This window comes from Sphingobacterium mizutaii, from assembly GCF_900187125.1.
GTDB lineage: Bacteria > Bacteroidota > Bacteroidia > Sphingobacteriales > Sphingobacteriaceae > Sphingobacterium > Sphingobacterium mizutaii.
Genome location: NZ_LT906468.1, coordinates 2,887,875 through 2,903,444 on the forward strand (window position 1 = coordinate 2,887,875; position 15,570 = coordinate 2,903,444).

General features: G+C 39.5%; 12 protein-coding genes and 1 tRNA gene. 6 read left to right on the forward strand and 7 right to left on the reverse strand.

Annotation, left to right across the window (positions count from 1 at the left end):
• Positions 1-3: 3 nt before the first annotated feature.
• Positions 4-345 carry a four-helix bundle copper-binding protein gene (locus CKW03_RS12435; RefSeq protein WP_093097391.1) on the reverse strand — a complete coding sequence of 114 codons (342 nt, stop codon included), beginning with the start codon at positions 343-345 and terminating at the stop codon, positions 4-6.
• Between the two features lie 407 nt (positions 346-752).
• Between CKW03_RS12435 and CKW03_RS12440 the strand changes: the two genes are divergently transcribed.
• Positions 753-2,312, forward strand: a complete 1,560-nt coding sequence (locus tag CKW03_RS12440) for a serine hydrolase (protein ID WP_093097392.1) — start codon at positions 753-755, stop codon at positions 2,310-2,312.
• Between the two features lie 158 nt (positions 2,313-2,470).
• Positions 2,471-2,544 (forward strand) — tRNA-His (locus CKW03_RS12445).
• Between the two features lie 396 nt (positions 2,545-2,940).
• Here CKW03_RS12445 and CKW03_RS12450 read toward each other — a convergent pair.
• Complete coding sequence (locus tag CKW03_RS12450; protein ID WP_093097394.1) at positions 2,941-3,663, reverse strand: WbqC family protein; 723 nt, start codon at positions 3,661-3,663, stop codon at positions 2,941-2,943.
• A gap of 384 nt (positions 3,664-4,047) precedes the next feature.
• On the opposite strand from CKW03_RS12450, the gene CKW03_RS12455 reads away from it, so the two are divergent.
• Positions 4,048-5,622, forward strand: a complete 1,575-nt coding sequence (locus CKW03_RS12455; RefSeq protein ID WP_093097396.1) for a glycoside hydrolase family protein — start codon at positions 4,048-4,050, stop codon at positions 5,620-5,622.
• On the opposite strand, the gene CKW03_RS12460 is transcribed toward CKW03_RS12455, so the two are convergent.
• From CKW03_RS12460 to CKW03_RS12470, 3 genes are read right to left on the reverse strand one after another with little or no spacing between them, the layout of a single operon-like run.
• A complete protein-coding gene (locus CKW03_RS12460) occupies positions 5,619-7,919 on the reverse strand; it encodes a GH92 family glycosyl hydrolase (protein ID WP_093097397.1) in 2,301 nt (766 codons plus the stop codon). The two genes, CKW03_RS12455 and CKW03_RS12460, sit on opposite strands and share 4 nt — an antisense overlap.
• A 40-nt stretch (positions 7,920-7,959) precedes the next feature.
• Positions 7,960-9,096 carry a glycerate kinase family protein gene (locus CKW03_RS12465; protein WP_093097399.1) on the reverse strand — a complete coding sequence of 379 codons (1,137 nt, stop codon included), beginning with the start codon at positions 9,094-9,096 and terminating at the stop codon, positions 7,960-7,962.
• Positions 9,096-10,070 carry a 2-hydroxyacid dehydrogenase gene (locus tag CKW03_RS12470; RefSeq protein ID WP_093097400.1) on the reverse strand — a complete coding sequence of 325 codons (975 nt, stop codon included), beginning with the start codon at positions 10,068-10,070 and terminating at the stop codon, positions 9,096-9,098. Before CKW03_RS12470 ends, CKW03_RS12465 begins: the two co-directional genes overlap by 1 nt.
• Positions 10,071-10,484: 414 nt before the next feature.
• On the opposite strand from CKW03_RS12470, the gene CKW03_RS12475 reads away from it, so the two are divergent.
• Together CKW03_RS12475 and CKW03_RS12480 are read left to right on the forward strand one after the other, a co-directional pair.
• On the forward strand, positions 10,485-10,733 hold the full coding sequence (locus tag CKW03_RS12475; RefSeq protein WP_093097402.1) for a hypothetical protein: 249 nt from the start codon (positions 10,485-10,487) through the stop codon (positions 10,731-10,733).
• 305 nt (positions 10,734-11,038) lie between these two features.
• Positions 11,039-11,656 carry a hypothetical protein gene (locus CKW03_RS12480; RefSeq protein ID WP_093097403.1) on the forward strand — a complete coding sequence of 206 codons (618 nt, stop codon included), beginning with the start codon at positions 11,039-11,041 and terminating at the stop codon, positions 11,654-11,656.
• A gap of 109 nt (positions 11,657-11,765) precedes the next feature.
• Here CKW03_RS12480 and CKW03_RS12485 read toward each other — a convergent pair whose 3' ends face one another.
• Entirely contained in the window at positions 11,766-11,981 is a 216-nt protein-coding gene (locus CKW03_RS12485; RefSeq protein WP_093097405.1) for a hypothetical protein, read from the reverse strand.
• Positions 11,982-12,969: 988 nt separating this feature from the next.
• Complete coding sequence (htpG, locus tag CKW03_RS12500) at positions 12,970-14,859, reverse strand: molecular chaperone HtpG (protein ID WP_093097411.1); 1,890 nt, start codon at positions 14,857-14,859, stop codon at positions 12,970-12,972.
• Positions 14,860-15,004: 145 nt separating this feature from the next.
• Between htpG and CKW03_RS12505 the strand changes: the two genes are divergently transcribed.
• Entirely contained in the window at positions 15,005-15,568 is a 564-nt protein-coding gene (locus CKW03_RS12505) for a suppressor of fused domain protein (protein ID WP_093097412.1), read from the forward strand.
• Positions 15,569-15,570 lie beyond the last annotated feature (2 nt).

A 15,570-nucleotide genomic window follows, 5' to 3' on the forward strand; every position in this document is an offset into this window, starting at 1 on the left:
AAATCAAGCTACCAATTTTCTACAAGCCTCTGCACAAGATCTACATGCGTCCGCACATTCACGACAGTGTTCCATTCCATGGGCTGCATGTTTCTCACATTCTTCAGCACAGGATTCGCAGATGTCCAAACAAATTCTAACTAACTCTAACTTAGACCCACTGTCCATAATCAACAGTTTATAGGTAGACTCACAAATCTCTGCACATTCCAAATCTGTTTGAATGCACTTGCGCATCATCTCCAATTTCTCTTCTTGCAAACATGCTTGCGCACATTTAAGACAAGCTACCACACATTGCTGACACGCCTCTATACAATTCTTTATCAATTGATCTTGTTCCATTTGTTCTCCTTTTTATTTACAACAATAAGACCGAGTCCAATAGCTTTAGCATTGATACCCATCAAGTTAACACTTTAGAACTACATTCGTTCAAATTAAATTCATTTTTATAAGTTAATTTTTGATTTGTATTAAATTAATTACAGTCACAGACAATATTTTTCCTTGGAGACCTAGTGCCTTGAAAATTCTCATAACACTTTGAATATGATTTATATTTCCGATTAATTTTAACCATAATCGCGAAATCAATAATTTTTATTTTTGTAGAAAATCCTCTACTTCAATGTTTTAAAATAAACTGAACTGAATTTTCTAATCCTAAAAATACAAGCTACATTTATCTTGAAATTGCAATTCAACTCCATGTTTTGGGCTGAAAGCAATAGAAACCTTAATTAAAAATTATGAACATTTACAAATCTTACTTTAATCTTTTATTGACCATACTTTTCCTATTGTCTCTTTCTGCGATGGCCCATTCGCAGGGACTTCCAGAGAAAGATTTAGATAATCTGGTGGAAAAAACCATGAAAAGCTTCAATGTTCCGGGCATTGCACTTGGAATTATAAAAGACGGCAAAACGATACATCTAAAAGGATACGGTGAAAGATCCATCAATAGCAAAAAGCCAGTTGATAATCAAACTGCCTTTGCCATTGCATCAAATAGCAAAGCCTTTACCGCATTTGCCCTAGGAATGCTGATGGATGAAGGTAAATTAACTTGGGACAGCAAGGTCACTGAGTTTATCCCAGAATTCAAGATGCACGACCCCTTTGTCACCTCTGAATTTACTGTAAGGGACTTATTAACTCATCGTTCCGGATTAGGCTTAGGAGCTGGCGATTTAATGTTTTGGCCAGACTCTGCAAATTTCAATACTGAGGAGGTTATCCATAACCTGAGGTACCTAAAGCCTGTCTCCAGTCTCAGGACAAAATTTGACTACGACAACCTATTGTACATCGTGGCTGGCGAAGTATTAAAAAGAGCTTCAGGAATGAGCTGGGAGGATTTTATCGAAAAAAGGATCATGGCTCCTCTGGGCATGAACAACAGTGCAGCCTCCCTTAGCCGCATGAAATCGAAAAACAATGTCATCGATGCGCATGTGCCCATAGATGGTAAATTAATTACGATAGCAAGATACTTAAGTGAAACTACAAACGCTGCCGGCGGAATCAACAGTAGTATTGAGGACATGAGCAAGTGGGTCACTATGTTGTTGAACAAAGGAAAGTATGGAAATAACCTAGAAAAGCAACTCATCAGCGAGCGACGCCTAGCGCAAATTATGACCTTGCAAACGGTCATCGGAGGATCAGGACCTTATAATGCTCATTTTACAGGTTACGGATTAGGGTTTTTCCTTAGCGACCAAAATGGCTACTTTGTTGCAGAGCACACTGGCGGATTAGGTGGCATGGTCACTCAAGTAACTTTGATTCCTGAACTTAAACTAGGAATCATCGTGCTGACCAACCAACAATCTGGCTATGCCTTCACCACGATAACAAATCAAATCAAAGACTCCTATTTTGGGATCAAGGGAACCGATAGACTGACCGAACTAAAAGCGAGAGAAGCCAAAAACGAAAGCGAAGGCGATAAAGTGACCAATGAAGTTTGGGCAAAGATCAAATCCCAAGACCAAAAAATAGACTTCTCTCCATACCTTGGAAAATATAAGGATGCTTGGTTCGGGGAAATTGAAATCAGCAACCGAAATGGGCAGCTTTATTTCACTTCTTCTAGATCACCGCAATTACAAGGAAAAATGCACTATTACCAAGGCAATACTTTCGTTGCTGCATGGAATGACCGCAGCATGAATGCCGACTCTTATGTCATGTTCAATCTGGATGAAAATGCCAAAGCAGAAAGCATCAAAATGAAAGCCGTTTCACCATTAACTGACTTCTCTTTTGACTTCCATGACTTAGATTTAAAAAGAATAAATTGATTTTTTGCAGCATTATGAATGCTGTAAAAGAGGTTTTTTAGCCAACAAATAAAAATATCTCATTAGAAATGAGCTTTTTCGCTGTTTAAAGCATTGAATAGCGTAAAAACATTTGGAGTATATAGAGATTAATGATACTTTTGTATCACAAAATCACGGTAGGTATAGCTCAGTTGGTTAGAGCACTAGATTGTGGTTCTAGGGGTCGTGGGTTCGAGCCCCATTACTTACCCGGTTAAAGGAGGTCCAAAAGACCTCCTTTTTTTATGGAGCAAAACACAAGTTTCCAGCTTGTTACCGCGGCTTTCTGCACTGACACTTCAACTCGCATCTTCCAGACTTTTCCTCGAAACCCCAGTTTTTAGTGACTCCATTTGAAATACGATTCCAGCTCATACGGCCTAATTCGTCTTTAAACGCAATCGTAGTGACGCAATCGTAGTGACTCAATTTTAGTGACACAAAATTTCTAAATCATCTTAACCGGTGAATTGAAAAGTTACAAAACTGCCCCACAAATGCCATAAAAAGAAGAGCTCATAAATATTAAAAAATCTCAACAACTTGCGAACCTGCATACAAAATAAAAACGGATTGACTTTCATCAACCCGCTTTTTTTCACCAATTCTAATTCAATTTATAATTATCTAGCATTTCATGCACTTCTTCTCTGCTATTGAACATCAAAGTATCCAGGATGGATAGACCAGGCTCAAAAGCCCTGCCCCCTTGATGGTAATTCCGAAGGTTAATCTCATGGAAGTAAATCTCAATATCCGATTGCAAATATTTCTCTCGATTATAAAAACTCATCCCCCCAATCGGATTGATATAAGAAATATTAGGGCCCATCGTCTTACAGATATTCAAAGCCCATTCATCCGAATCCATTGGTTGCTCAATCACCAGTTCCATCTCCGAAAGAGACTCTATTACTCTTGGCATATCCAAGTAATTACAGATCTCGGTCAGTACATGCCGGTTCAAGGAAGTAATATCATCAAAATCCTTTGATAGGGTCTCTTTCAAAAATTCCACAGTAGGCTTATAATAAGGAGCAATCTTCTTATAGATGGCCACTTGTGCCATTATTTTCTCCTTCCATGGCTGTCCATTGTCCAAAACACAATCCTTGATCAACGAAGCTCTGCCATTTGGTTTTTTCACTGGGACTTGGATATATAACCAACCATCATCCTGTTTCAAAATCCGGTTCCGCTCTATCCAACCTCGTTGAATAAATTGCACGGTATCCAATAAAATAAATCGATCCGTATGTTTCAATAAACTGATATAACCTAAATACGGAAAGAAATAAGGCTGAATAATTCCAATTTTTTTTCTAAGCATTTTATTTAATAATAGTTTGGTGTGTGTGCATACCTCTACCCGCAAGAAGCCCACAGGATGTGGTGTTTTCTTTTAGATATAGAATTTTATTCCATTCGGAATTTTATCTAGATAGATTTAATTAATAGTTCTACAATTTACAGGCTAAAATCAGTGTGATTTACTTGCGATAGAACCGTAAAATCTATCAATTTTTGATCAATAATGCCCTAAATCGGATTGATTGGGACACCTTAACCACTAACTAAACCAAAGGTAAAACGAACATTTCGACTATTATTACGGATTACCATAATTCGATACCAATAAATATTAAAAAGTGCCTTAATCGCATGCTATTTAACTTCCAAGATTTTTGTAAATTGTATCATCGCTCGACCTAACATGAAAAAACTACTCGCTATAATCGCCCTTTTCCTTATTATCATCAGTCCTACCCAATCTCAGACTGCAGCTACCGACATACAATTTGTCCGTCAGGCAGTCAAGAGGATTATCTTTGATCAGGATCAATCTATTTCCCTGGCCAGCCTGAAGCCTGAAAAGATTATTGGATTAGATGTGATGCACCCGGTCCATCATTTAGGCAAGGACAGCGCAAGGATTAGCATTGAAAATGGAATTCTTCAATTTTCCACCCCTTCTGAGTCCGAAACGACTATGTGGTTAGCTGGGTTTAATCCTTTTGCCACATACATCATGGAAGTTGGCGAAATAACCGGCGCAGGGAAACTGGGATTTCAATTTGCGGACCCCAAAAACAAAGAAAAGGTTATGGTCTCAATAGCATACAGGACAGGACTTATAGCTGACATTGAATTTAACCGTCAAAAACCAACAGAGCATATTGATTTCAATCAATCGATTTATATCCCCGATCATAAAGACATTCCATTAAAAGGCAAGTTGATCTTACAAATGCTGGGCAGTGGATTGACGTTATACCTTCAAAACGAAGAATTACCCATCGTCTTAGCCCAAATGGATTTTGCAGAACATATAGACCTTCGTGAAATTGAAAAGATCCACAAATTCCAAACTTCATTATATGTACAGCAGCAAAAAGGAACCATAGCAATCCAATCGATAGACATCCAATTGAACGCAGGGATGGGACTAGCAGATATTCGAGCACTGACTTATGAAACCGGTGAACCCATTATGGATCAAGGTCGTTTATGGTTCAGCATGAGCGTTCGAGGACGGGCCTTGCCCCATCACCTACAAGGCATCTTCAGCATGAATCCTTCAGTATTTGACATCAAATTCGAGGGCATTGTGGTCTTTGACCGTGGAGATGGATTATGGCGAAACGAGGTGGCCTCCCATATCTTCTTTGATCGTCGGGATTCCATTTGGAGAGGTATCACGACTGGATTTAGCGCTTATGCCAATAAAACCGAGAAAAAACAATTACTAGCGATTGAGTCGAAACGGGATCCTCGATTTGGTTTCTCCGTGATGAAAGCCAAACCAATGGGTCAAGTTGGCGACATTGAAGACCCGCATATTATATTTGACAAGAACGCAAATAAATGGCGCATATTGACCTGTGAAAATAGCGATGGTTACAAAGCGATTATATTGGAATCTGATCATTGGGATAAAGATTACAAGAAGATAGCTGGACCAGTAAAACATAACTCAACCGGAACTTCTATTCAAAGAATCAACGGAAAACTCTATTGTTTTTCAGGCAGCTCCGAAAAAGAAGTCTTCATCTATTCCTATCCTGACCTTAAAGAATTGGGTCAATTAAAAATGGATCTTCCTCCATGGGACGAAAATAGCAACAGTAGGGTTTGGCCGAATGTCATACAGCTTCCTGACGGATACCCCTCAAAATATATCGCCCTGATGATGGATCGCTTCAATTACCCTGGTTTAAAAGGACCAAATTGGACTTATGGAGCCTTATACCTCTATCATGGCTATGAAGAGGAAAGCAAAAAACATTAGTGCTGTACCTTCGGCATTGCCCCCATCTCAAGCCTAAGCGTACCGCCTTTCAAAATATCTGCATGGGAAAGCTGCATCTTCTCCAATGGCTTCCCATTCAAACTTGCCGCTTGTATATAGATGTTTTCTTTAGCATTATTGGCAGCAATAATATTGAACTGCTTGCCATTATCTAACTTGAATGTTATTTCCTCAAATACCGGACTCGTGATTTCATAAACCGGATCTCCAGGTGCAATTGGGTGTATTCCCGATGCTGCAAGGACATACCAAGCCGACATTTGCCCCACATCTTCATTACCAGTCAAACCCTCCACCTCATTTTTATAGGCATGCTCACAGATGTACCGAGTCCATTTCTGTGTCAATTCGGGCGCGCCCAATCTATTGAACAAGAAGGGAACATGGTGTACAGGCTCATTAGCATGGTTATAATACTTATTCCATAGGAAGTCCTTCGGTGTATTTTCAAAGAATGCCGTCAGGTCCGCCAATACCTTTTCTCGACCACCCATCAGTTCAACCATTCCCTCTACATCATGCGGCACAAACCATCCTTGCTGGTACGAATTGGCTTCGATACTCCCGTACCATTCCTTTAAGCGTCCTTCTTCAGGCCATTTCTCCCAAGATCCATCTTTATGTTTCGGACGAAACCAATCCTTCCTGGAATCAAAAATATTCTTGTAGAACTGACCTCTCTCCATATATTTCTCATAAATATCCTTCTTACCCATATTTTTGGCCATCTGAGCAATGCACCAATCTGTATAGGCATATTCCAAGGTTTCAGAAATACTAAACCCTGCTTCCACCGGCACATAGCCTAGATCAGAGTTCCCGAACTTTTCCGAAGTTTTGATCATCAGGTCTAAGGCCTGTTCCTGGTCAAAGCCACGGATCCCTTTGGCATAAGCATCTGCAATCACAGACAGAGCCGGGTTCCCGATCATACAACCGCTATAAGCATTGAAAAACTCCCAACGCTCTAAATAATTCTTATTGCTTTGTTGGGCCAAGCTGATCAATGAATTGATTTCTTCATTGACTAGCTTTGGGTTGATAATCGTCTGCAACGGAAACTGACTTCTAAAAACATCCCAACCGCTAAAGATCGTCCTTTTGGTAAACCCCTCCGATTCATGGACTTTCCCGTTAGGTCTTGGATAGCGCCCATCGACATCCGTGATGTTCCGAGGGTCTATCATCGTATGGTATAGGGCCGTATAGAATATCGATTTTTCGTCTTCCGTACCACCTTTTACATCAATTTTCCCCAGCGCATCATCCCAAGCTTTTTGGGCCAATTCCTGCATGGTCCTAAAATTCTTGCCTTTCACATCCGCAAAGAAATTATTTTCCGCACCCTGCATATCAGTAAAGGAAATCCCCACTTTTAGCAGTACCTGTTCTTGGTCCCGCGTTGGAAATTCAAGGTAAAACCCAACATGATCAGCTTCAACGGCAGAAGCTCCAGGAATAATCTTTGCCTTTTCCAGCATTCGCTGATATTCCAAACTCGCTACATCCTTATTTTTCCTATCCTGCCCATCAGGCACATCCTGAGCCCAAAATCCATAGTTCAATAGAGGTTTACTAAATTCCGCATAAAAATAGACAGTATAGTCTGGATGTCCATCTCCATCTCCCCAGCCTCCGCCCGTTGAATCACACTTTATCCATCCTTTGATCGTATTTCCATCTACAACCTCGACCGACTGACGAGTCGATGTACCTCCAACCCTCCTTGCTAAATCTATTTGAATCCTTGAGGTATCATTTTCCGGAAATGTAAAGCGGAGCATGCCTCCATAGGGAGAAGCTGTAGCTTCAGCCTGGATCTGATAGCGATCCAAGAAAACCGAATAATAACCTGCTTCAGCTTTCTCAGAAGCCTTATCATAAGTAGATCGATAGCCTTTGATCTCATCCGAATCTTCTTTCCCAGCCACTACATGCAATGGTCCGGTACTGGGCATTACTAAAAAATTCCCCAAATCACCATACCATCCCACCCCACTCATCTGCGTAAAGGCAAATCCTTCTATCGTTTTATGTTCATAGCTATAGCCAGACCCATTATCACCACCTGTGATGGTATTGGGGCTCACCTGTGTCATACCGAATGGAGTGGCTGCCCCTGGGAAGGTTTTCCCAAGGCCATGATAGGAACTTGCCGTATTGGTACTCGCACCTATAAAAGGATTCACATATCTTGAAACGCCAACCGTAGTTTGCGCTTGGACAGTAATGGCCAAGCTTACAAAACACAGGGCAGCAAAGGATTTAAATGACATGGATTGTTGTTAAGGATTTAACTAAAATATTAATTTGTGTTTACTTAAACTGAGCGAGCATCCTTCCTAATTGCAGAGCAGTTCGAACAAGGTTCTTTTCGGTATGTTCCAAAGACTCCTCCAATTCCTCCGGTTGATTTCCAATTGGCAACAACATCAGAAAATACTCTTGTAGCTCTTTCGAAATCTTCAAAGGAACTTTACCCGCCAATGCGATACAAGGAATCTGCTTAGCTTTTGCTTTGGCTGCTACCACAATTGGCGCTTTTCCTTCCAGCGATTGACTGTCAATGCTCCCTTCTCCCGTCATCAGGAGTTGAGCTTGATCTAAAGCAGCGTCAAAACCAGTGAGCTCACAGAAATAAGAAGCTCCTTCTTTCAGCTCGGCATCAAAAAACACCGAAAATGCAGCCCCTAATCCTCCAGCAGCCCCTCCAGCTTTCATACTGTTCAATGATTTTTGAACTGTCTTTCTCGTCAACCTGTCAAAGCTTTTCAAAAACTCTTCCAATTTTTCGATATCTTCTTCACTGGCTCCTTTTTGAGGCCCAAATACCCTTGCGGCACCCTTTGCACCCAGCAATTTATTCTCCACATCACAAAGGACCGTAAAGCGACAACCTGCAATACGCTCCTTGAATTCCGAAGTATCTATGCTTTCCACTTTGTCGAAATTATGGGGCAATGGCTGAATCTCATTGCCTTTTTTATCCCGAAAGACCAAGCCCAATGCTTGCAGCATTCCAATTCCGCAGTCCACAGTCACTGATCCACCTAAACAAATAATAAAATCTTCGACTCCTGATTCAATCTGTGCTGAAATTAATTGACCTAAGCCCTTGCTGCTTGATTGCAATGGACTCTTCAGTTTGCCCTTGATAGATTTAAACCCAGAGGTCTCAGCTACTTCTATGACCGCACATTTCCCAGAATCAATCAAACCAAAACTTGCTTTCGTTTTCCTTAGATAGGCGCCAGCTACTTCCATGCTCTTCATTTCTCCATTCAATTGTTTGCATATGAGAAAAGAACTATAGTCACCGCCATCGGCAATTGGAAATTTAGAAATTTGGGCTTGGATCCCACTTCCCTTCAGTCCTTTCTCGATCGCATTGGCAACTTTATCTGCCTTTAGGCTATTTTTAAAACTATTAGGTGCTATTAAGATGTGGAACATTAAGAATAGACTTCAGGATTCAAACAGGTTTTCAATTTCTCTCCTTCCACAAAGGCAACAATATTTTCTGCTGCAATCCTTGCCATTCCGCCTCTTGCCTCCATAGTCGCTGAACCTATATGGGGCAATACACAGACACGCTCTTGTTTCAACAATGGATTATCTGGCAACATCGGCTCAGGATCTGTCACGTCCAATCCTGCTCCCCAAACTTTCCCCGAACTCAGCGCTTCATCCAAATCCTGTTCATTGATAAATCCTCCCCTCGCCGTATTTACAATTATTGCATTGCTCTTCATCTGTTCAAAAACCTCCTTATTGAACAACCCCCTATACTCAGGAGCATAATTGGCATGAATCGACAAAACATCGGATTGGGCCAGTAACTCTTCAAAACTGACATACTTCGCCCCCAACTTTTCTTCTAATTCTTCATTTCTATTCCTATTATGGTAAATGACCGGCATTTGATAGGCCGCTTGACATTTTATCGCCATCTCATAGCCAATCCTGCCCAATCCAAATACGCCCAAGGTTTTTCCATAAAGTTCCTGACCAAGGTTTGCTATCGGATTAAAATATTTGAATCGAACCCCAACACGTACTTGGTTGGTATGGAATGATGCCATCCGCGATACCATCAACATCAACATAAAGGAAATATCCGAAGTAGCCTTGCTCAAAACATCAGGCGTATTGGAAACTGGGATGCCACGTCGGGTAGCTTCCTCCAAATCGACCTGATCATAACCCACAGAAAACAAGGAAACTGCTTTCACCGATGGGCAGAGATCAAAGAACTTGGCATCGATCTTATAAGCGCCAATATTCAGGATAGCATCACATTGCTGGCAATAGGATATCCATTCCTCATAGGATATTTCCGGATTCTCAGGCATCAATAAATCTATATCGGGTCTAGCCAGCATTTCCATGCCCACTTCAGGTATTAGTTTGTTTATGAAGATCTTCATGTTGAATAGGTTTTTTAAGCAATAAGTTTAATATACTAAAAATGTACGGTTTTTAGGGAATAGGTCTGAAATCCTAGAGGATTTCTAAACATCCCATACCTTTGATCTTGATTGAATACCGTTACAAATCAAAAGCTTATTTCTCTTCATATTAATTTAAAAAAAATGTTTGAACAACTGATCAAAATTGAAAACCGCTTATTCGACAAACAATAATCTTTTGAAAGACATAAAGCCAGCGATTTTCCAGCTTTTTTGATTATCGTACCTAATATCATTCGGTGAGGCATATTAACTGACCACAACCTTCATATTGCCCAATTATTAAGTTTACATTAACTTTCTGAACCTTAGTAAATTGAATCAGATCAATTGGTAAATTTATACTAGTAATCAGATAGATAGATTAATATCATGACACATAAGATTCAAGAATTAAGCGAAGCCGAATTGCTGAGACGGCTGAGCAGATTGAAGACCTTAACCTCAATTCATGTTATTGCACTAGGTCTTTATTGGGTTTCCTCACTAGCATTAGGTATAGTCGTCGAACATATGTATGTCTGGCTCTTCAGCATCATATCCTTTCCCATCCTGATTTTGAATGTGAAAGCCATCAACGAAATAAAAGAAGAATTTGAAATTAGAAAAACTATGGTATAAATGTGATATGCCGAAGCAATAAACTTTTGATTTCGAGCCGATACGTTTTAATAATTTAGTATTGTTTTTTAATTGAAAGAAGGTCAAGTTCCTATTGACCTTCTTTTTTTTACTCTCGACATATTGTCCCTAGGCTTCCCAGACCATGATTAACCTTCTATTGTAACGAAAAACCTAAAGATTGTTACAATCAAAAATTAAAAATCGCCCTTTATCGAATCTCAATACAGATTTACTTGTTAAGAAAAGTTAAGACTTTAAAAATAGCTTGCAATTCTTATAGATTTGCTTCCATGATTAAACATATGTATTTAAAATTATCAGCTGTTATATTAGGATTAAGCATTTCAGGAAATGCATTAGCTCAAGAATCAGATTCAGTAGTATATAAAGAAAACAAAGAAAAGGCAATTAAATTTGCTGTTAATAAAAACATCAATGCAGCATTGCCCCTTTTAACTTCATGTTACCAAAAGAACATGGAAGACAAAGAGGTTCAAACCATGATCTCTGCTTCATTGATCAGCATCGCATCAGACAAGAATAACTTACAAGGTTCATTGGACAGTATTGATTCATGGACTGCCAAGTTCCCTTTCTTGCAAGAAGACAAACAAGTACGCAAGATATACACCATAAATGCTAACCAACTAGCATTCCTTAGCTTCCAAGAAAAGAACATTGAAAAATCCCTAGCTTACCATGATTTAGTAATCGAAGAACTTTCAAAAAATCAGGACCTAGGATTAAAAGACAATAAAGATCTTATTTCATTAGCGGTTAGCTTAGCAGCAGACCAGCTTGAAAAGAAAGAATTCAGGATCGCCAGAAAGATCGCCAGCGAAAGCTTAGCCTATTTCAACGATCCAGAACTCAAAAAGATGTTAAAATACATGGATGATAAAAACTTGGGACTTAATTAAGTCCCATTTTTTTTGTTCTTGTTTTTCTAAACCACAACCAAATCCTAAATTCTTTTCCAGGGATACCATATTTAAAATAATTCTGCACTTTTAAGGCAATGTCATTGGATTAATGAAAAAAAGATTCATTGTTACTTTTGGAGCCCAAAAGTAACCAAAACCGACGAAGGAGCTCACGGATACTAAAAACAACTCGAATCCGTAACGCTTCGGCCCATTTAAGGTGGCTTTTCGCACCATCATCCGCACATGGATAGAATGCCTTGTTGTCGGGAATATCTTTCCATAGATCATCTCCTTTAATAGGATAATCTATTGAAAGCATTCCAAGGCCAATCCCATCGCACAGGGCATCGGCATTCTATCCATTTTTCCGCCAAGGAAATGGGCCGGGTGCTAAAGGACTTCCTCTGGAAGGATGATGTTTGTAAACTCACTGGGAATACAGAATTCTTGCAAAAAAGAACCCTGGAAGGGTTCAATTATTTTAGCTAACATGGCACGTTAGCCTCGAAGTCGCGCAAAAACGATGTTCGATTAATCGAACATCGTTTTTGCATTAGCCCTTTATTATTCGATACCATTGCTAAAATAATTCATCCCCGCTGGGGATGTATGGCTAAAAACACAGTTCTACCAAGCTTGTCATTGGTACGTAGGAAGGATCTCGTAACTATGCAAACCCCTGTTTTGTTTAAAACCTTATCTAAAATAATTCTACATGATAGGACGGCTTGTCGCAAAAAAGATTTCCTATTCCAGTGTCACCTTGAGGAACGAAAGGTCTCGGAACCACACAAAAACATAATTCCATTGGCGAACAGGTCCTTGATCTTCGATGAAGAATGACAAAAACATGTTGAGGCATTTACGTACAGATTCTTCACTGATCGTTCAGAATCAAAATGCGCTAGAGAGGGATTCTTCGCTGCGCTCTGAATCTATTTTTTTTGAGGTTTTTCAGGAAAATATTTCACCCACTTTGTGGGTTATCCGTTTGAAGATTCGATTTTCTACAAAGATTCCACCCCCTCCTGGGGGTTCATTAAATCATGTAAAAAAATAATGAGATAATCAACCTAAAAGGTGAAATGAAGATAGAATATTATGCAGCGGGCGTATTCAAAACGCCCCTACCGTGGATGATGATCTTGGCCCATCCTCTCATCCCATCCATCCTGGTTCAAAAAAAACAACCCCTTTTGGGGGTTGCTTTATTATCTATTGAATAGAAATATCTCCTGAAACATGAAACCTTCCTCTTAAAACATCAGCAAAGTCTCAAATCTCATATCTCAAATCTCATATCTATCCTAAATCAAATCCACGCTTCTCTTCACAAAGGCTGTCAATTCGGCGCCTGTCAATAGACCTCTTGACAATAGAGCAAGGTCAAAAGCTTGTTTTGCTAGCTTTTCGCCTTCTTCTTCGGAAGATTCGACAATGCGTTTCACTAATGGGTGGTTTCCATTAACCGTCACCTTATAATTATCAGGCAAGGTTCCATAGAATCCCATACCTCCACCAGTTTTAGCCATATCTTTCATACGACGCATAAACTCGTCGATGGTTACTGCAACAGGCAGGTCATTGGCATTCAAGGCATCCACTTCTACTTTCATATCTGGACGGGAAATCGCTTTCTCAAAAATTCCAGTTGCCTTCTTGCTCTCATCTTCGCTCAAGGTTTGTTCGATTTTCTCGTCTTTAGCAATCAATTTATCGATTACGTCCGAGTCAACTCGTTTCAACTGAACTTTCTCACCGCCATGTTGCTCAACATAGCCTGCAAAATGCGTATCCAAAGGACCATTGAAATTCAATACATCATAACCTTTAGCCAAAGCTGCTGAAATATATCCATCCTGTTGTGCTTTATCTTGGGTGTACAGGTAGATAATGTTGCCATCTTTGTCGACCTGGATATCCTTAACCTTTTCGTAGTACTCCTTGAAGGTGTAGTATTCATTGTTCACATTCTGAAGCAAGCAGAAATCATTGGCTTTTTCAGCAAATTTCTCATCGCTTAGCATACCGTACTTAATGAACAAACTGATATCTGACCATTTTTCTTCAAAGCCTTTACGGTCTGATTTAAAGATCTCGTTCAATTTATCAGCCACCTTCTTAGTGATATAGTTATTGATTTTCTTGACATTGCTGTCTGCTTGCAAGAAAGATCTTGAAACGTTCAATGGAATATCTGGAGAATCAATCACCCCTTGCAATAACATCAAGAATTCAGGAACGATGTCTTTTACCTCATCGGTAATGAACACCTGTCTTGAATACAATTGGATCTTATTGCGTTGGATTTCCAATTCGTTCTTGATTTTTGGGAAGTACAAAATACCAGTCAAATTGAATGGATAATCTACATTCAGGTGGATCCAGAACAAAGGTTCGTCCATGGAATGTGGATACAGTTCATGGTAGAACTTCAAATAATCTTCATCAGTCAATTCTGATGGCGATTTTGTCCATGCAGGATGCGTATTGTTGATAATATTGGGAACCTCTACGGTCTTGTATTTTGGCTTACCTTCTTCATCTTCACCATCAGGTTCAGACTCTGATTTCATTCCAAACTGGATTGGAACTGGTAAGAACTTACAGTATTTATTTAATATCTGTTGGATTCTTTGTTTTTGAAGGAATTCCAAAGACTCATCATTGATATGTAAGATTACATCGGTTCCTCGTGTGGTTCTACTACCTGCAGAAATCTCATAGGAAGTCGATCCATCACAAACCCAATGTGCTGCCTCTGCTCCTTCTTGATAAGAAAGGGAATCAATCTCAACCTGATCAGCCACCATAAATGCAGAATAAAAACCAAGACCAAATCGACCAATGATCTCATTGGCGTCGTTGGCTTCTTTAAATTTCTCCATGAATTCAGTTGCTCCAGAAAAGGCAATCTGATTGATGTATTTTTTGATTTCTTCAGCTGTCATACCAATACCGCTATCCGAGATGGTAATGGTTTTTGCTTCTTCATCAACTTTTACTTGTACCGTTAGGTCACCTACTTCGCCATTATATTGACCTAAAGAAGCTAATCTTTTGATTTTTTGGGAAGCATCCACGGCGTTGGAAACAAGCTCGCGTAAAAAAATTTCGTTATCTGAGTATAAGAACTTCTTAATCACCGGGAAGATATTCTCGGTATGAATTGAAATAGTGCCTTTCTCTTCTTGCATATGATTGTTATTTTATTTTTTAAGATTTATACATTTCCGTAATCAACTTATATTCCAATGTTATTTTTAAGTCAAATTGACAGCTTATTCTGAAATTTTTACACAATTGGCTATTTTTGACTTAAAAAACAGGTTAAATCTTCAGATGATATTTAAAAAACCCGATTTCCTTAAGTCTCCATTGGAACATTATCGCAGCCAATTGGAAGAAATGTTTCAGGCTCAGGCATCCGTTTTCCGCGAGAAGAGTGTCAAGAAAAAACTGCCATTCGTCTATACTTTGGTTTTTCAAAAAAATGAGGATAGACCCTTGACCAGCTTTTCCTACGGCTTATCCTTTGCCAACCATCCCGACCAACACAATAAGGTTGAATTATGTTTACAGATGGATGCTGAAGATATGGCCTGGGCGCATGTAGTTGGCTATTTGACCAACCAGCTCCGAGGCGACTGTCCCTTCAATAGTGGTGAAATCATCCGACTTGGACAAAAGATTAGTCAAGAATCCGATCTAAATGCCTTTGTTGTCATTCCAGTTGATCAAAATATTCCCAAAAAAGTTCAGGATGGCCGCAAATCATCCGTGCAATTGCTGGAATTACTTCCGATTTATGAACAGGAAGTTTATAATATCCAAAAACTTGGCTTGGATGAATTTATTAAACAACTTGGAAAATCCAAAACAGACCCCAAACGAAAGCCCCTGTAGAA